At 75.4% G+C, this 17,227-nt stretch carries 19 protein-coding genes and 1 riboswitch; of the genes, 12 read left to right on the plus strand and 7 right to left on the minus strand.

Going from position 1 to position 17,227, the window contains the following annotated elements; genetic code table 11:
• Positions 1 to 115 precede the first annotated feature (115 nt).
• On the plus strand, positions 116 to 304 hold the full coding sequence (locus tag KG103_RS16785; protein WP_207339615.1) for an antitoxin: 189 nt from the start codon (positions 116 to 118) through the stop codon (positions 302 to 304).
• Positions 305 to 380: 76 nt separating this feature from the next.
• Here the strand turns inward: KG103_RS16785 and KG103_RS16790 are convergent, their stop codons facing one another.
• From KG103_RS16790 to KG103_RS16800, 3 genes are all read right to left on the minus strand, one after another.
• Positions 381 to 1,847 (minus strand): MFS transporter, encoded by a 1,467-nt coding sequence (locus KG103_RS16790; protein WP_249670902.1) that lies wholly within the window; start codon positions 1,845 to 1,847, stop codon positions 381 to 383.
• A gap of 290 nt (positions 1,848 to 2,137) precedes the next feature.
• On the minus strand, positions 2,138 to 2,638 hold the full coding sequence (locus tag KG103_RS16795) for a nitroreductase/quinone reductase family protein (RefSeq protein ID WP_207339616.1): 501 nt from the start codon (positions 2,636 to 2,638) through the stop codon (positions 2,138 to 2,140).
• 51 nt (positions 2,639 to 2,689) lie between these two features.
• Positions 2,690 to 3,493, minus strand: coding sequence for a TetR/AcrR family transcriptional regulator (locus KG103_RS16800; RefSeq protein ID WP_207339617.1), 804 nt, complete (start codon positions 3,491 to 3,493; stop codon positions 2,690 to 2,692).
• Between the two features lie 102 nt (positions 3,494 to 3,595).
• On the opposite strand from KG103_RS16800, the gene KG103_RS16805 reads away from it, so the two are divergent.
• Positions 3,596 to 4,552 (plus strand): ABC transporter ATP-binding protein, encoded by a 957-nt coding sequence (locus KG103_RS16805; protein ID WP_207339618.1) that lies wholly within the window; start codon positions 3,596 to 3,598, stop codon positions 4,550 to 4,552.
• Positions 4,549 to 5,331 carry an ABC transporter permease gene (locus KG103_RS16810; protein WP_207339619.1) on the plus strand — a complete coding sequence of 261 codons (783 nt, stop codon included), beginning with the start codon at positions 4,549 to 4,551 and terminating at the stop codon, positions 5,329 to 5,331. Before KG103_RS16805 ends, KG103_RS16810 begins: the two co-directional genes overlap by 4 nt.
• Positions 5,332 to 5,433: 102 nt before the next feature.
• On the opposite strand, the gene KG103_RS16815 is transcribed toward KG103_RS16810, so the two are convergent.
• Entirely contained in the window at positions 5,434 to 5,607 is a 174-nt protein-coding gene (locus tag KG103_RS16815; RefSeq protein ID WP_207339620.1) for a hypothetical protein, read from the minus strand.
• A 303-nt stretch (positions 5,608 to 5,910) separates the two neighbouring features.
• Here KG103_RS16815 and KG103_RS16820 point away from each other — a divergent pair, with 303 nt between their 5' ends.
• The 4 genes from KG103_RS16820 to KG103_RS16835 are packed head-to-tail and all read left to right on the plus strand — an operon-like array spanning position 5,911 to position 10,081.
• Positions 5,911 to 6,858, plus strand: a complete 948-nt coding sequence (locus KG103_RS16820; protein ID WP_207339621.1) for an ABC transporter ATP-binding protein — start codon at positions 5,911 to 5,913, stop codon at positions 6,856 to 6,858.
• Positions 6,855 to 7,730: an ABC transporter permease gene (locus tag KG103_RS16825; protein ID WP_207339622.1), complete on the plus strand. Its 876-nt coding sequence runs from the start codon at positions 6,855 to 6,857 to the stop codon at positions 7,728 to 7,730. Before KG103_RS16820 ends, KG103_RS16825 begins: the two co-directional genes overlap by 4 nt.
• A gap of 24 nt (positions 7,731 to 7,754) precedes the next feature.
• Positions 7,755 to 9,410, plus strand: a complete 1,656-nt coding sequence (locus KG103_RS16830) for a sensor histidine kinase (protein ID WP_207339623.1) — start codon at positions 7,755 to 7,757, stop codon at positions 9,408 to 9,410.
• Positions 9,407 to 10,081 (plus strand): response regulator, encoded by a 675-nt coding sequence (locus tag KG103_RS16835; protein WP_207339624.1) that lies wholly within the window; start codon positions 9,407 to 9,409, stop codon positions 10,079 to 10,081. Before KG103_RS16830 ends, KG103_RS16835 begins: the two co-directional genes overlap by 4 nt.
• Positions 10,082 to 10,154: 73 nt before the next feature.
• Here KG103_RS16835 and KG103_RS16840 read toward each other — a convergent pair whose 3' ends face one another.
• A complete protein-coding gene (locus tag KG103_RS16840) occupies positions 10,155 to 10,358 on the minus strand; it encodes a hypothetical protein (RefSeq protein ID WP_207339625.1) in 204 nt (67 codons plus the stop codon).
• A gap of 283 nt (positions 10,359 to 10,641) precedes the next feature.
• On the opposite strand from KG103_RS16840, the gene KG103_RS16845 reads away from it, so the two are divergent.
• The 5 genes from KG103_RS16845 to KG103_RS16865 all read left to right on the plus strand — a co-directional run bounded on the left by KG103_RS16845 (position 10,642) and on the right by KG103_RS16865 (position 15,304).
• Positions 10,642 to 11,115, plus strand: a complete 474-nt coding sequence (locus KG103_RS16845; RefSeq protein WP_207339626.1) for a DUF6318 family protein — start codon at positions 10,642 to 10,644, stop codon at positions 11,113 to 11,115.
• A 2-nt stretch (positions 11,116 to 11,117) separates the two neighbouring features.
• A complete protein-coding gene (locus KG103_RS16850; RefSeq protein ID WP_243656175.1) occupies positions 11,118 to 12,002 on the plus strand; it encodes a hypothetical protein in 885 nt (294 codons plus the stop codon).
• 197 nt (positions 12,003 to 12,199) lie between these two features.
• A complete protein-coding gene (locus KG103_RS16855; protein WP_207339627.1) occupies positions 12,200 to 13,162 on the plus strand; it encodes a type IV toxin-antitoxin system AbiEi family antitoxin in 963 nt (320 codons plus the stop codon).
• Complete coding sequence (locus KG103_RS16860; protein WP_207339628.1) at positions 13,162 to 14,058, plus strand: hypothetical protein; 897 nt, start codon at positions 13,162 to 13,164, stop codon at positions 14,056 to 14,058. Before KG103_RS16855 ends, KG103_RS16860 begins: the two co-directional genes overlap by 1 nt.
• Before the next feature lie 10 nt (positions 14,059 to 14,068).
• The gene (locus KG103_RS16865) at positions 14,069 to 15,304 is read left to right on the plus strand and encodes a hypothetical protein (protein WP_207339629.1); all 1,236 of its coding nucleotides are present in this window, start codon (positions 14,069 to 14,071) and stop codon (positions 15,302 to 15,304) included.
• Between the two features lie 125 nt (positions 15,305 to 15,429).
• Here KG103_RS16865 and KG103_RS16870 read toward each other — a convergent pair whose 3' ends face one another.
• Positions 15,430 to 16,059, minus strand: a complete 630-nt coding sequence (locus KG103_RS16870) for a hypothetical protein (RefSeq protein ID WP_207339630.1) — start codon at positions 16,057 to 16,059, stop codon at positions 15,430 to 15,432.
• Between the two features lie 14 nt (positions 16,060 to 16,073).
• Positions 16,074 to 16,186: riboswitch (SAM riboswitch) on the minus strand.
• 85 nt (positions 16,187 to 16,271) lie between these two features.
• Entirely contained in the window at positions 16,272 to 17,225 is a 954-nt protein-coding gene (locus tag KG103_RS16875) for an ADP-ribosylglycohydrolase family protein (protein WP_207339631.1), read from the minus strand.
• Positions 17,226 to 17,227: the final 2 nt, after the last annotated feature.

The following is a 17,227-nucleotide window of genomic DNA, read 5'->3' on the forward strand; positions in this document are numbered from 1 at the left end:
GGGCGCGCCGGAGGGGCGGCCGCCGCCCGCTCGAGCGGCCGACCGCCGCGCGCGGACGCACACTGGAGGCAGGGTGCCGACCTGTCGGCGCCGGGACGCACGGACGGAGACCCTCATGGGCATCGACGACCTGGTGAACAAGGCGCGCGGAGCGGTGTCGGGCCGCGAGGAGCAGGCCAAGCAGGCGCTCGACAAGGCGGCCGACGCGCTGAAGTCGCGCACGGGCGACGGCACGGACGCGAAGGTCGACAAGGTCGTCGACGCGGCCAAGGACCAGCTGGACAAGCAGAAGCGCCGCCCCTGAGCGGTGCCCCAGCCACCCGGGGCGCCGGCGGAGGGGCGCCGGCGACGGCGTGCCGACGCCCCGGGCGCGGCAGCCGCTACGTCAGGCTCTCGCCGGTGCGCTCCGGCAGCGCGAGCGCCCCGAGGGCCGCGACGACGAACACGGCCGCGAAGACGGCGAACAGCAGCCCGGTGCCGCCCAGCTCCCGCAGCTGCGGGACGGCCAGCGGTGCGAGCACGGACGCGGTGCGCCCGATGCCCGCGGCCCAGCCGGCGCCGGTGCTGCGCACGCGGGTCGGGTACAGCTCGGGCGTGACGGCGTACAGCGCGCCCCACGCGCCGAGGTTGAAGAACGAGAGCAGCAGCCCCGCGCCGACGATCTGCACGTCACCCGACGCGACCGCGAACAGGCCCGCGGCGACGGCGGACCCGGCCAGGAACGCCGCCAGGGTCCGGCGCCGGCCCCACGTCTCGACCAGCACCGCGGCGGCCGCGTACCCGGGCAGCTGGCCCAGCGTGATGATCAGCGTGTACTCGAACGACCGCACCAGGGTGTGCCCGTCGGCCGCCAGCAGGGACGGCAGCCAGATGAACGCGCCGTAGTAGGAGAAGTTCACGGCGAACCACACCACCCACAGTGCCGTCGTGCGGCGTCGCAGCCCCGGCGCCCACAGCGCCGCGAGCCGGGGCGGTCCCTCGGGTGCTGCGGGCTCGTCGGCAGGTGCGGCGGGCCCGTCGGCGGGGGCGGCGACGGGCGGCCCGGCCGCGACGGTCCCGGCAGCGGTGGACCCGGCGGCGACGGTCCCGGCGGGCGCCCCACCGTCGGCCGCGGCCCGGTCGCGCACCTGGGCGCCCGTCAGCCCGCGGTGGCCGACGGCGGGTGACGCCTCCAGGTCGGCGACCACGCGGTCGGCCTCCTCGTGCCGGCCGCGCGCCAGCAGGAACCGCACGGACTCCGGCAGACCGCGACGCACCACCACGGCGTACACCGCGGGCAGTGCGCCGAGCGCGAGCGCCCACCGCCACCCGTCGTCACCCAGGGGCACCACGAGGTACCCGACGACGGCCGCGAGCATCCAGCCCACCGCCCAGAACGACTCCAGGACGACGACGGCCCGCCCGCGGATGCGCGGCGGCGCGAACTCGCTGACCAGCGTGGACGCGACGGGCAGCTCCGCGCCCAGCCCGAGCCCGACCACGAACCGCAGCGCCATGAGCACCGCGACGCCGCCCGCGAGCGCGGACGCGCCCGTGGCCAGCCCGTAGACCAGCAGCGTCAGCGCGAAGACCTGCCGGCGTCCGATGCGGTCGGCCAGCAGCCCGCCCAGGGCGGCGCCCACCGCCATCCCGACGAACCCGGCGGACGCGATCCACCCGAGCGCGGTCGCGTCGGTGCCCCACACCACCGCGAGCTGGGCGATGACGAACGAGATGAGGCCGACGTCCATCGCGTCGAACGTCCACCCGACGCCGGACCCGAGCAGCAGCCGCACGTGCCGGCGGGTGACGGGCAGCCCGTCGAGGCGCGTCGCCGGGTCGCCGGCGGACCCCGCACCGACGGGCACCGTCGACGGGGCGCCTGCACGCTCGGCCGGGTGCGCCGCGCGCCCCCGCGGTCCGGAGGGCACGCCGTCGGCCTCGGGCGTGTCGAAGGGGACGTCCTGTCCGGTCACGGTGCCTCCTGGTCTGCCCGCCCGCGGTCTGTCGGGCGCGGGCGGTCGGGCGCGGTCGGTCGGCCGCGCGGCGACGTCGTCGGCACCGCTGCGCATCGTCACCCAGGACGCGGGCGGACGCCAGTGCCCTCGGACCCGTGTCGTGGCGCACCCTCTGGCTCCGGTCGGGTGGTGACGCGCGTCTACCCCGCGGCGGCCGGCTCGACGCGGAAGACGGGGTGGTCGGCCGCGACGGCCTCGAAGGCGGCGACCGGCTCGCGGCGGTCGACGCGCACGTGCGGGCGCCCGCCGGGTGCCACCTGGACGAACCGGCGGATGACGGCGGCCCGCTCCTCGACGGGGACCTCGACGAGCCGCACGGCCCGGCGTCGCCCGTGGTGCAGCACGGCGTGCCCGTCGGCGGCGCGCACGTTCCACACCCAGGCGCACTCCCCCAGCATCGACACGAGGTACCAGCGCCCGTCGACGTCGGCCATGGCCAGGGGGAACCGGGTGGTCCGCCCGGTGCGTCGGCCGGGCACCTCGAGGGTGACCCACCGCCGGGGCGTCAGCCCGGTGCGGCCGAGCGCCGCGTAGGCCCGCGACGAGTAGCGGGCGAACGCGTCACCCCGACCGCCGCGGTAGTGGCCGCGCAGCCACGCCGCCCACCGCCGCTCGAACCAGCCCCCTGCCGTGTCCGTCATCCGCCCGAGCGTGGCAGGCGGGGCGGCGCAGCGTCCAGGGGCCGGGTCGGGTCAGCCCAGCAGGCGGGCGATCACGCGCGCCCCGGCGGCGGGCGTGATGTGCTCCGGCCCGAGCAGCCGGGCGCCGAGCGGCGCGACGTTGAGCAGGGCCACGACGCCGAGGGTCGTGTCCCGGTCGTCCTGCGTGGTGCCGGGGTCCGAGGGCCGGCCGTCCCGGGCGTCGCGGGCGCGACGCAGGTCCGCGACGTGCTCGACGAGCGCGTCGAAGGCGAGGGCGTAGGAGCCCGCCAGCTCGTCGGCGTCCTCGGGGTGACGCAGGGCGTAGGCGAGGATCTCGACGGTCAGCAGCAGGCGTGGGTCGTCGGAGCTGCGTGCGAGCCCGTCCGCGAGCGCCTCGACGTCGACGCCGTCGGCTCCGACGCCGGGCAGCGCGTGCTGCGACGGGTCGCCCGCCTCGCCGAGCCGTGCGCGCGCGACCGCGAGGAACAGCTCGCGCTTGGAGCCGAAGTGCGCGTAGACCGCGCCCTTGGTGTACCCCGCCTCGGCGGCGACGTCGTCGACGGACGCCCCCTCGAACCCGCGGGCGGCGAAGACGCGGGCGGCGGCGTCCAGCAGGTCCGCGCGGGTGCGGTCGACCTTGCGGCGGCGCCGCTGGTCGCTCGTGCGCACGTCGTCCGCGAGGGAGCCGGTGACGTCCGCGAGCTCCCGGGCCGCCTCGCGCAGCCCCTGGGCCACGGCGTCCGAGACCTCGGGGACCACGCGCTCGGCCTGGGCGCCGAGGGCACGCGTGAGCTGGGCGGCCGCGTCGGCGAGGGCGCGGCTGGCGGCGGAGAGGCGGTCGCGGTCGTCGGCCATGCACCCAGCGTACGACGGGTTCATACCGAGGGGTTGATACCGATGGGTATTTCGTCGTACCGTCATGCACATACCGATCGGTATCAGAGAGGCGGGGAGACCATGGGTGAGGACGTGCTGACCGTCCGAGGGCTGCGCAAGCGGTACCGCGGACGACGCGGCGTGCAGGCGAACGACGGGATCGACCTCGACGTGGCCGCCGGCCAGGTGGTCGGGCTGCTCGGGCACAACGGCGCGGGCAAGACGACGCTCGTGCACCAGGTCGTGGGGATCGTCCGCCCCGACGCGGGCACCATCACCGTGGCCGGCGCCGACGCCGTCGCGCACCCGGACCAGGCACGGCGCCTGGTGTCCATCCAGGCGCAGGCCAACGTGCCCATCAGCGGGCTGACCCCGCGGCGGGCCATCGAGCTCGTCGGGCGCATCCGCGGCGCGTCGCCCACCGACGTGCGGCGCCGCGCGGACGACCTGCTCGACGCCCTGGACCTGGGCCCGTGGGCCGACACCCCCGCCGAGAAGGTGTCCGGGGGCGTCGCGCGGCTCACCGCGTTCGCCATGACGACGGTCGTGCCCGGCAGGCTCGTGGTGCTCGACGAGCCCACCAACGACGTCGACCCGGTGCGCCGGCGCCTGCTCTGGGAGCAGATCCGCGGGCTGGCCGACGCCGGGCACGGTGTTCTGCTGGTGACGCACAACGTCCGCGAGGCCGAGCGCGTCGTGGACCACCTCGCGGTGCTCGACCGCGGCGTCGTCCTCGCGGCCGACACCCCCGCGGGCCTCACCGCCCACCGGCGCGGCAGCCTCACCCTCGAGGTCGACACGGTGCCCGGCGTCGACGTCCGCTGGCACCCCGCAGCCGCCGACCGCACGGCCGGTCACCTGCGCGCGACGGCCACCGTGCCGTCCGACGCCGCCGCCGACGTCGTGCGCTGGGCACAGGCCGAGGTCGAGGCCGGGCGGCTCGAGCGCTACGCCCTGACGCCCGCGTCCCTGGAGGACGTGTACGTGCAGCTCGTCGGCGAGCCCGCCGGCACCACCGAGGAGGTCCCGGCAGCATGACGACGCTCACCGCCCCCGTCCCCACCACCGCCGCACCGGCGCGCATGGACGGTGTGCGCCAGACCCTGCTGCTCGCGCAGTGGCAGCTGCGCCGCCAGTCGCAGTTCCTGCCGCTGATGGTCGTCGTGCAGGTGTTCATGGCCGTGGCCACCGTCGTCGGTTACGGGCTGCTCGTCGGCGACCCCGACCCCGTCACCGCGCTCTTCCTGGCGACCGGCGCGCCGACCATCACGCTCATCACCGTGGGCCTCGTGATGGTCCCGCAGATGGTCGGGCAGTCCCGCATGGAGGGCTCGCTCGACTGGATGCGCACCCTGCCCGTCCCGCGCATCTCGTTCCTGCTGTCCGACCTGCTGGTGTGGACGCTCATCGCGCTGCCCGGCATGGCCCTGGGCGTCGTCGCCGGGGTGCTGCGCTTCGACGTCGACCTGTCGCTCGCGCCGTGGCTGCTGCCCGCCACCGTGCTCGTCTCGCTGACGGCCGCCGCCGTCGGGTACGCCATGGCGACGCTGCTGCCCCCGCAGCTCGCGATGCTCGTCACGCAGGCGCTGGTGTTCGTCGTGCTGCTGTTCTCCCCCGTCTCCTACCCCGCCGAGCGCATGCCGGCGTGGCTGCAGACGGCGCACGAGTGGCTGCCCATCGAGCCGATGGCCCAGCTGGTGCGCGCGGGGCTCGCGCAGGACACGTTCACGATGCCGGGCCGGTCACTCGTCGTGCTGCTCGCGTGGGCGGCGGCGTCGCTGGTGGGGGCGGCGCTGGCGCTGCGGCGCCGCGCCTGACGGCACCGGGAGCGGCCGCGGACAGGACCGCGGACACGGACACGGCCCGGACACGACGGTGGCGCCCCACCCGGGGCGCCACCGTCGTCGTGCCAGGGCCTGCTACGCCACGCCGTTGCCGCCGCGGTTGCCCGGGACGGGCAGGATCGTGCCCTCCTCGTCGGGCTGCCCGGTCAGGTCCTCGTCCGGGGGCGGGTCGGCGCGCGGGGCGGTCGCCTCCACGGGGTCGGGGACCTCGTCGGGCGTCGGGGTGACGGCGTCGTCGGGGACGGACATGGTGGCCTCCCTCTCGTCGGTGAGCACACGATCGTGACACGCGGGCACGCCGCTGTCGCCCGCAACGGGCCCGCCGACCTTCTCCGCCGACCACAGGCCACCTGGGGGCACTCCGACCGGCCGCAGGCGCCCCCACCTGACCAGTGGTCACCCGGCCGGCCAGGGCGCGCCCACGTGGCGCCCGGGGGGACGGGCGTCATCCTTCCGGCGTATGCCCGCCACCTGCGCAGATGGTCCTCGTGGGCGTCCCGCCGGTGGCACCTGCGTCCGTACGTTCGAGTCACACCCGAACGAGGAGGACGCATGATCGAGGCCCACGGTCTGACGAAGAGGTACGGCGACAAGACCGTCGTCGACGGCATGACCTTCACGGTCCAGCCGGGCAAGGTGACGGGGTTCCTGGGACCCAACGGCGCCGGCAAGTCGACGACGATGCGCATGATCGTGGGGCTCGACCACCCCACCGCGGGCAGCGTCACGGTCAACGGCCGTCCGTACGCCCAGCACCGCGCGCCGCTCGGCGAGGTGGGGGTGCTGCTGGAGGCCAAGGCCGTGCACGGCGGCCGGTCCGCCCGCGACCACCTGCTGGCGCAGGCCACCACCCACGGCATCGGCGCGCGCCGCGTCGACGAGGTCATCGAGCTCACCGGGCTCGGGTCCGTCGCCCGCCGCCGTGCCGGCACGTTCTCGCTCGGCATGGGGCAGCGCCTCGGCATCGCGGCGGCCCTGCTGGGTGACCCGCAGACGCTGATCCTCGACGAGCCGGTCAACGGCCTGGACCCCGAGGGCGTGCTGTGGGTGCGCACGCTGCTGCGCGGGCTCGCCGCCGAGGGCCGCACGGTCTTCCTGTCGTCGCACCTCATGTCGGAGATGGCCCTGACGGCGGACCACCTCGTGGTCATCGGCCGCGGGCGGATCGTCGCCGACGCCCCCGTCGCGGACGTCATCGCGCTGGCCGGCCCGCCCACCGTGCGGGTCCGCACGCCCGAGGTACGCGCGCTGGCCGCGCTGCTGTCCCGCGAGCCCGGCGTCGAGCTCGCGTCCACCGGCCCCGACGTGCTCGACGTCGCGGGCGCCACCACGGCGCACGTCGCCGCGGTCGCCGCCTCCGCCGGGATCCCGCTGCACGAGCTCGCGAGCGTCCAGGTGTCCCTCGAGGAGGCCTACCTGCAGCTCACCGGCGGCGAGGTGGAGTACCGCTCCTCCGCCGCCCCCACCACGCCCCGTCCCACCGCTGGAGCCCACCGATGACCACCTCCGCCCGCCACGCCGTGCCCGCCCCGGCCACGTCGGCCCCCGTCGGCCGCGCCCCGGGCCGCACCCCCGTGCGCCCCGTCACCTTCCCCCGGCTCGTCGCCGCCGAGTGGGTCAAGATCCGCTCGCTGCGCTCGACGTGGTGGGCCCTCGCCCTGGCCTTCGCGCTGTTCCCGCTGCTCGCCGCCATGCGCAGCGCGAGCATCGCGACCATCGCGGACGAGGCCCCGCCCGGGTTCTTCGTCGGGCCGGCGTACGTCACGTCCGGCGTCTCCCTCGCACTGCTCGTCCTGTGCGGCCTGGGCGTGGTCGCCGTGACCGGCGAGTACCGCACCGGGCAGATCCGCTCCACGCTCGCCGCCGCCCCGACCCGGCTGCCGGCGCTGTGGGCCAAGCTCACCGTCGTGGTCGGGCTGGCGTTCGCCACCGCGTTCGTCGGCACGCTCGCCGGCTGGGCGGCCGCCGCCCCCTGGTTCGACGTCATCGGCATGAACGTCGACCTCACCGACGCCGAGCACGTGCGCCTCATGATCGGTGTGCCGCTGTACCTGGCCGCGATGACGGCGCTGGCGTACGCGATCGGCGCCATGATCCGCAGCTCCGCCGCCGGCATCACCGCCGTCCTGGGCCTGGTGTTCGTCGTCGAGCCCGCGTTCGCGTACATCCCCTGGGAGCCGCTGCAGCAGCTCGCGGCGTACCTGCCGACCGCCGCCGGCGCGCGACTGGTCACGTCCGACTCGATCGGCTCGATCGTCACCGGCTCGGGCGTCACCGCGCTCAGCCCGTGGGAGGGCTACCTGGTGCTGCTCGGCTGGGTCGCCGCCGCGCTGGTCGCGGCCGCCGTGCTGCTGCGCCGTCGGGACGCCTGAGCCGTGACCTGGGAAGATGCACCGATGACGGAGACGACGCACCGTGAGGGTCAGGCCACCGGGCCTGGCCCTCACGGGCCGACCGGGAACCCGGACGGGCGGGGCACGGCCCCGCAGGGCTCGGTGAGCGGTGGGCACGAGCCGGCCCCGGCGGACCGCGACGGATCGTCACCCCGCTTCCTGCGCCGCACGCGCGCCCGCCTGCGGACCCTCACCGGAGCACCCGCCCGCACGTGGCTGCGTGCGCTCGCGACGATCGCACTGGTCATGGCGTTCGTCGTGTGGGGCGTGACGATGGCCGTCGGCGCGGAGTCGATGTACCTCGTCAGCCGGCACGTCGGGCAGGAGCAGGCCGACACCATGGCGTTCGCGTCGGCGCTGCTGACGCTCGTCGGCGCGGGTGTGCTGCTCGCGCGGCACCGCTCGCCCCTGCCGGTCGCCGCGGCCGTCGGGGCGCTGGCCGTCACGACGCTGGTGGTCGCCGGCGCCACCAACGGGTACGAGCTCGCGATCGCGGCCGCGCTGTTCACCGTCGCGGCCGCCCGGCCGCCGCGCACCGCGTGGACCGTGGCCGCCGCCGTCCTGGTGCCCGTGCTGCTCGTCGCACGGTTCGCACCGCGCGTGGCGCTCGTCGGGTCCCTCGCCGCGGGCGACGAACCCGACACGGCCGGGCAGGCCTCCCGGTTCCGGCTGCCCGGCGTCCTCGCCGAGCTGCTGCCCCCGTCGTGGGTCATCACCGCGCTGCCCGTCGTCGTGCTCGCGCTGTTCGGCATCGCGTTCGGGACGCTGGTCCGCACCGCCCGCCTGCGGGCGGCGGCGCTCGCGGAGGCCGCGGCAGCGCGCGCCGCGGAGGAGGAGCACCGCGCCCGCGTCACGCAGGCGGACGAACGCGCCCGGGTCGCACGTGAGATGCACGACGTCATCGCGCACTCCATCACCGTGATGATCGCGCTGGGCGGCGGTGCCGCCGCCGCGCTCGACCGGTCCCCCGACCAGGCGCGACGCGCGCTCGACGAGCTGGTGGACACCGGGCGCGGCGCACTGGACGACGTACGGCGGATCCTCGGGGTGCTGCACGCTCCGCAGGAGGCGGGCGCCGGGGCACCGGGAGCCGGCGGCAACCCGGGTGCCGGCGCGACGTCGGGGACGGGCGGCACGCCGGGCGCCACGGAAGCCGCAGCCCCGGACCGCGGCCGCGGCGAGGTCGGCTCCGACCGGTCCACGGGCGACGTGCCGATGGCTCCGCAGCCGGGCGTCGAGGACCTCGGGCGGCTGGTCGAGCGGTTCCGGACCGCAGGGCTGCCGGTGCGCACCGCGGGGCTGGCTGTCGCCGGCCTGGAGGACCTGGACGCGACCGTGCAGCTCGCGGTCTACCGGATCGTCCAGGAGTCGCTGACCAACACCCTGCGGCACGCACCCGGGACGGCCGCCGTGGACGTCGCCGTGCGCCGCGTGCCGGACGGGACAGAGGTCGTCGTCACCGACCGCGGACCCGGCGCCGAGGTGGCGCCGACCCCCGGGTCGGGCCGTGGCGTCGCCGGCATGACGGGCCGGGCCGCCGCGTTCGGTGGCACCCTCGAGGCCGGGCCGCACGGCCCCGGGTGGCGCGTGCGCGCCCTGCTGCCCGGGACGTCCCGTGACGTGTCGACCACCGCAGCACCCACCGAAGGAGAGGCATGATCCGCGTCCTGCTGGTCGACGACCAGGCGCTCATCCGCATGGGCTTCCGCATGCTCATCGACAGCAGCGACGACCTCGAGGTCGTCGGTGAGGCCCAGGACGGGCAGTCGGCCATCGAGCAGGTCACCGCGCTGCGCCCCGACGTCGTGCTGATGGACGTGCGCATGCCCGGCGTCGACGGCATCGCCGCCACCGAGCGGATCGTCGCCGCGCACCCGGACACCCGCGTGCTGGTGCTCACCACGTTCGACCTGGACGAGTACGCGTTCGCGGCCCTGCGCGCCGGCGCCAGCGGGTTCCTGCTGAAGGACGCCGCACCGGCCGAGCTCGCCACCGCCGTGCGGACCGTCGCGTCGGGGGAGGCTGTCGTGTCCGCCCGCATCACCCGCCGGATGCTCGAGCTGTTCGCCGGCCACCTGCCCGCCGGTGCCGCGGCAGCCGACCCCGAGGCACCCCACCCGCGCCTCGCCGACCTCACCCCTCGCGAGGTCGAGGTGCTGCGGGAGGTCTCCGACGGGCTGTCGAACGCGGAGATCGCCGAGCGGCTGTTCCTGTCCGAGGCGACCGTGAAGACGCACGTCGGCCGGATCCTCGCCAAGCTCGGCGTGCGGGACCGCGTGCAGGCCGTCGTCGTGGCGTACGAGACGGGACTGGTGCGCGCGGGCCGGTAGCGGCCGGGCAGACGTGCGGACGGCGCCCACCCCTCAAGAGGGCGGACGCCGTCAGCGTGCCGTGCGCCGACCCTCAGGCGTAGCCCGGCAGGCCCGGGTTCCGGGAGCCGTCCTTCGGCAGGACGGTCTCCTCGATCACGGGCAGCCCGCTGCCGTCGGCGACCCGGTCGTCCGCGGACTCGGCCTGCGGGACGGTCGCGACCACGGGGTCGGGGACCCCGTCCGGGATCGGGGTGTCGGTCGGGGTGTCGGTCGTGGTGTCGTCAGGAACGGACATCGTCGGCCTCCCATCGTCGGTGGGCCCCGATCGTGGCACGTGACGTGCAGGTCCGCCTGGCGAGAAGGAGCGCGGGTGGGCCGGACGGGTGCGGCGCCGAGCGTGGGCCGTCGTCCACAGGACGGTCGCCGGGAGCCCGCCGAGGCGGGCGAACCGGTACGTTCCCGGCATGGTGGTGGGGAGACGACAGGGCAGGTACGCCGGAACCGTGCTGGCTGCTGCGCTTCTGGTCGCTGGATGCACGGGGCAGCAGCCACCGATTGCGACGAGTACCCCAGCCCTGGTGACGCCGTATCCGAGCACGACCACACCCGCCCCGGACACGGGGACGGTTCTGCCGCCAGAGCGGCCGGAGGCAATGTCCACCCCCAGCCCCGACGGAGCGGCAGCAGCAGCGACATACTTCGTCTCGTTGTACCCGTACGTCTTCGCCACGGGGGACCTGACGGAATGGGCTGCGCTCTCGGCAGACGACTGCAGTTACTGCCTCAATACGCAGGCGAGTGTCGAAGATCAGATCGCGCGAGGGGTGAAGGGCGAGGGCTCGGAGATCGAGGTCCGCGACGCGACCGGCACCGAGCTCTCGCCAGGCGATACCTACTCGGCAGATCTGGAGATCACGCAGGCTCCGTCGTTCGAGGTATCTCACGACGGGAGCCGAGTCTCGGACGGCGACGGCGGGACATTCACCATCCACGTCGCGCTGTTGTGGCGGGACGGTTGGCTTGTCCGCGCCGTCGACGCGACCCGGACGTGAGCATGTCTGCCCAGCGCCTCGTGGTCGCGCTCACGGTGGCGGCGGCGCTGATGACCGTCGGAGCCGGGACAGCAGTCGCCGACGACTTCGATACGGGCGTCTCGGAGGACCAGAGTGCCTACGTGCTGACCGCCCGGGAGGCCGAGAGGCTGTCGCAGCAGAACCGCGCCGCACCGTCAGAGGAACGGCTCTTCGAGTACGAACGGGCACCCTTCTGCCGTGAGGCCGCCGGGATGTGGGTCATGGGCATGGAGGACGGGACCTGCGCCACGGGTGCGGATCTCGCGCGCGCGTCCGTGCAGTGCGAGGAGGGTGACACGCTCGTCATGCCGATGTGGCGACGGGAGCGCGCCACCACCGCCTCCCCCTGGGGCGAGTGGACCGACATCGACGCCGGCGGATGCGGTGTCGACCTCCTGCCCGTCCTGACGGCCGAGGACTTCCGTCGTCTGCCGCTGCCGGCACCGCCGCTGACCCTGCAGCCGGACCGTGGGTGGGTGCTGGTCAACATCGAGACCATCGTCTACACCGACCCCGCGCCCGTGACGCTGCGCACCGACCTGCTGGGGTACGGCGTCACCGTCGAGGCCACGCCGCGCTCCTGGACATACGACTTCGGGGACGGCCACACGCTGCGCACCACCTCCCCCGGCCGACCGCACCCCCACCACGACGTGTTCCACGAGTACGAGCACCCCGGCACCACCGCGATCACGTCGACGGCCGAGTGGACGGGCCGCTACCAGGTCGACGGCAGCGCCGTCTGGCGGGACGTCGACGGCACGGCCACGACCACCGCGACCACCGCCCCCTTCACCGTGGAGGAGCGGACCAGCCGGCTGGTCGGTGACCTGTGCACCGATCGACCCACCCCACCCGACTGTTGACATGCCTGCAAAGAACCCACCCCGACTCGGTCGCGTCCCATCCAGAGAGTTGTTCACTGGTACAGTGAACAACTGTGACGACGGTCGCCGCACGCGCCTCAGCTGCGCTCGCCCGCTCCCTGCGCGCCGCGAGTCGTGACCGCCTGGAGGTCGCGGTCCGTCCGGGTGGTGGCGGTCCAGCCGGTGGTGGTCCACGCGTGACGGTCGGTCGGGGCGGGACCGAGCAGACCCTGGCACCGTTCTGGGCAGGCGAGGGGTTCCCCGCCGACGTGCGCGCGGTTCTGCGCGTCATGAGGGACTCCCCCCTGGATGACGGCGCCACTCCCGTGGTCGTCGCGCGGCGACTCTCCCCGGGAGCTCGGGCGCTCCTCACGGACCTCGACACCAGCTGGGCCGACGAGAGCGGCGCGCTCGACGTGACCAGCGGGCCGATCCTCGTCCACACGCCTGGCGCACCACCCCTGCGGCAGCCGCGGCCGCTGCGCTTCACGCCGGCTGCCGGTGCGCTCGCTGAGCTCCTGCTCACGCGCGCGACCGCCGGGGAGCACCTCTTCCCGACGATCACGGACCTGGCCGCCAGGACCGGCATCTCCCGGGGAGCGACCTCGCGAGCACTGACGTTCTTCGATGCGCAGGGGTGGACGTCGAGCCGAGGGCCCCAGCGTGGACCGGCGGCGCGCCGTGAGCTCCTCGAACGCGGGGCGATGCTCGAGGCGTGGGCCCGGTGGTACGCGGACGGCCGGGACGAGACGGTCGAGACCCACGCCGTGATCCGCGACCCGAGCACCTGGCTCCGGGACGTCGTCGCCCGGCGCTGGCGTGCAGGGACCTGGGCGGTGACAGGACTGGCAGCCCTCGACCAGCGCGCTCCGTTCGCCACGGCGGTCAACCCGATCGACCTGTACCTGCACCGCGCCGAGTTCGACTCCGATCTCGACGCACACCTCCGGGCCGTCGGGCTGGTTCGCGTGGACACCGGGGTCCGGGTGCGCGTGCTCCGCGCCGACCGGCACCTTCACCTGCCCGACCCGGAAACGCCCACGGAGACCGGCCCCCCCGTCGTCGACGACGTCAGGCTCTACGGTGACCTCCTGCGTCGTGGAGGCGTCCGGGCCGAGGACTACGCGACGCACCTGCGCGAGCACCGGATCGGCTTCTGATGCGCAGCCGCAGTGCTCGCTCCTTCGCTGAGCAGGCGCTCGCCCGGCTCGCTGTCCACCTCGGCGAGGAGGAGCGCAGCGCGATCGTCGTCGTGGGCGGCCTGAACCCCGAGCTCCTCGCCCCCGTCACGGAGGCGCCGCACCAAGGAACCGCGGACGTCGACCTCGTCGTGCAGGTGGGCATGGTGTACGACCGGGGCGACATGGACTTCGGGTGGCTCGAGCGCGCGCTCACCGCGGCGGAGTTCGCACCGGTCGGTGAGGGCCGCGGCTGGCAGTGGGTGACCGCCGTGGGTGGCAGCGCCGTGCGGGTCGACCTGCTGACCGACGTGCTGGACCATCGCGGCCAGCAGCTCGCCCTTCCCGGGTGCACCCGCGCAACCGTCATGAACGTCGCCGGCCCGTCGCCGGCCTTGCGCGCACCGGTAGTCCGGCGACTTCCCGTCGACCTCCCCGAGGAGGTGACACCCTCCGAGGTGGACGTGCAGTTCGCCAACCTCGGCGCGTACCTCCTGGCCAAGTCCGCCGCGGTGATCGGCCGACGAGAGGACCGTGACCCTTACGACCTCGGGTTCGTCGTCGTCCACAACCACGCAGGTGGCGCCCTCGCCGCGGCACGCGCCGCCTATGCGGAACTGCCTGCCGGGCGCGAGCTGGAGTTCGCGGCAGGCTTCCGAGCAGCCCTGCGCCAGCTGACCGAGCCGGGCGGGTCGGCGGCACGGATCTACGCCGAGCAGCGCTCTCTCGATGGCGACGCACTGCCCCTGGAGGTGCTGGCGGCTGACGCGGCCTCCGCCGCGGCGCAGTGCCTGGCGGAGTTCGACCGCCTCGTGCACGACCCGGCCGGCCGGCCGGCCCAGCCACTCAATCCATTCGTCCGGTCTGCCGATCTGTGAACCTGTGACCGTGTCCCCCGACGACCTGCCGCGCTCGCCGACCGGCCGTGTCCCGCAGTGGGTCGTCGACGAGGCGGCCGGGTTCGCCGTCGCCCCGCCTGCGTGGCGCCCGGACGACGTCCCCCTGCCTCCGCCGCCGCGGCGGCGGAGCCTGACGGGCCGGCTCGCGGTGGTCGTCGCGCTCGCGCTCGGCGGGTGGTGGGTCGTCACGGCCGTCCTGCCGGGGTTACTGCGGGAGGTGGACGCGCCGTTCCTCGACGGCATCGTGGCGGGCCGGGTGCCGGAGCCGACCGCCGAGGTCGCCGCTCTGGCGGCGGAGATGTTCCTCACCGAGGAGGGGCGCGACCTGCTGTACCGGTCGGAGCCGGAGCTGCTGGGTGCGGCGGAGTTCGCGGGGCGGTGCGACCGCGGCGACGCCCCCGCCGGGCAGAGCGGCGGCGCGGTGGGCTGCTACCACACGGCCGCCGGCGGCCTGGAGACCGGCGGACGCATCGTCGTCTACGAGCCGGCGGACCCCCGCCTGCGCGGGTTCGTCGTCGAGACCGCCGCGCACGAGCTGCTGCACGCCGCGTGGAACGAGCTCACGGCGGATGAGCAGGCGACGGCGGTGGCGGCGCTGGAGCCGGTCGTCGCCGGCATCGACCCGGCCGACGACCTGCACGAGCAGCTCGCCGGATCCGTCGGCGCCGCACCGGCCAACCGCGCCACCGAGCTGTTCGCGTACCTCGGCACGCAGGTGTGGCAGCCGGGTGGGCTCGACCCGGCGCTCGAGGCGCTGTACGGGCGGTTCATCGCCGACAGGGAGTCGTTGGTGGGGGTGCACACCGCGTTCGAGCAGCAGCTGGACCAGCTCACCACCGAGTACGAGTCCGCACTGGCGACGTTCGAGGGCCGTCAGATGGAGCAGGTCAGGGCCACGATGGAGCTCGACGCGGACACCGACGAGCTCGCGCAGTACCGCGCGACGATCGAGGAGGAGGAGGCGCGCCTCGCGTCGTTGCCCGCCTCCCAGCGCGCGCGGTCGCTCCTGTCGTGGACGTGGCGCGACGGCACCGCCCTGCCGCAGGCGCCCGCCGACGAGCTCCTGGCCGATGCGCGCGCCCTGCTCGCCCGGGACGAGGCGGAGCTCGTCGCCCGCACGGAGGCGCTGCGGGCCACCGGTGAGGAGATCCTCGCGGAGCAGACGCGGATCACGACGGTGCGGGTCGAGCTCGAGGCGCTGCTCGGGCAGCTCGTCCCGGGGTGATCGTCGGCCGGGACGTCCCCGGCACCACCGGACGACGCCGCCCCGGGGCCAGGGGCGCGGCGCCGTCCGGCGACCACCTCAGGCCTCGAGACCCGGAGGCAGCGCGATCTCGTACCCCATGCCGCTCAGCGCCGTGGCGTCGTCCGCGGCGTCGATGGTGCTGCCGGGCAGCAGCACGTCGGACAGGACCCGCCCGGTCGCGTCTGCGTGGTGGATCGCCGTGACCCCCCGCCCCGGTACTGGTAGGCCAGCACGAGCACCCAGTCGACCGGCGCGGCGTCGGGCCGGCGCCCGTGCCGCAGCGGCGGGTCCAGGTGGTAGAGCGTCGCCGTGTGCGGCGGGATCGGCCGCCCGTCGCCGGCGCCCTCCTCGGGCTGCAGCGAGGCCACCCGCCATGCCACCGTGCGCCCGGGACGTCGCTGCAGCGTCCGCAGGCACGGTGTCCGCTTCTCGCGTGACGCCACGGCGACGTACCGGTCCCCCACGCGTACCACCCCGAGGTCGTCGTGCACCCACACGGTCGGGTCGTCGGTGCGCAGGTGGGCGACGAACGGTGCGTGGTCGTGCAGCCACCAGGTCGCGGTGGCACCGGAGGCGTGCTCGAGGCCGATGCGGTGCGGCCCCACGACCGCGAGCCGCCAGGGCGTCCCGGAGGCGGCGACGGCGCGGGCGACGAGCTCCGGCTGGACGACGTGGCCCGGTGAGATGGACACGCACACCACGTGGGTGGGGGGATCGAGAGCGAGGTCGGACACGGGTTCTCCCGGAGGTCGAGCGTCTTCCCGTGCCGGCGGCGCGGGCGGATCTTCCTCCGGGGGCACCGTGCGCTCTGCGCGGTTGCCAGTCGGCCTGCCGGAGGGCTTGTGGCCGAGCTTCGTGATCGGGGCCCACGGTAGCGGCAAGGGCTGACATCACCGGCCCGTCGGGGAGATCCAGACCGTCGTCACCAGCTGACGGCCCGGCTCCCTCAGGCTGCGCCCGGGCCACCGCCCACCGCGCGCACGGCCAGGTCGGCCAGGCCGTCGGCGTCGAGGCCAGGCCACCCGTGCAGCTTCTGCCGCCACTCGGCGGGCACAGCCGCGGCGCCGTGCGCGGCTCCGGCGAGCGCGCCGGCGATCGCCGCGACCGTGTCGGTGTCGCGTCCCCCGCGCACGGCGCGCTCCAGGACGTCGACGAGGTCCGCGCCGTGGTGCAGGGCCGACCAGGCACCCTGCAGCGCCTGCACCACCCACCCGTTCTTGGCGAAGTCCGCCGGCTGCGACTCCTCCGCCTCGGCGATGACGGCCGCCCACCGCGCACGCCGGTCGGCCGGGAGCCACGCGAGCTGCGCGGTCAGGTCGACGACGCCCTCGCGCACCGCGTGCCGCACGGCCAGCGACCACAGCACGCACGCGTCCCCGGCGTCGGGGTCACCGTGCGTGAGGTCGGAGACGGCGCGCGCGGCGGCCGCGAGCGCGTCCTCCCGACCGTCACCGAGGTACCCGAGCGCGACGGGGCCGGTGCGCATGAGCGTGCCGTTGCCGCCCGCGTGGCGGGGATTGGCGGCGTAGTGCTCCGCGGCCTGCCGACGGGCCGCTGCGGCGGTGGGCTCCGGCAGGGCGTCGAGCAGGGTGCTGGTCTGCACCCCGATGTCCGTGGCGGTCAGCGCCCACTGCGACCACGCCGCGACGATGCGGTCGAGGCACGCCTCGTCGTCGAGCGAGCCGCCGTCGGCCAGCACCTGCGCGATCGGCACAGCCATGGACGTGTCGTCGGTCCACTCCCCCGGCTCCCAGTCGAAGCTGCCGCCCCCGGCCATGTGGACAGGCTGGTCGTCGGGCAGCGGCGGACCGAACTCGTAGCCGGCGCCCAGGGCGTCGCCCGCGGCGGAGCCGAGCAGGGCGCCGATGGCGCGGTCGGTCTGGGCAGGGGTGAGGGGCATGG

The organism is Cellulomonas wangleii, assembly GCF_018388445.1.
Taxonomy (GTDB): domain Bacteria; phylum Actinomycetota; class Actinomycetes; order Actinomycetales; family Cellulomonadaceae; genus Cellulomonas; species Cellulomonas wangleii.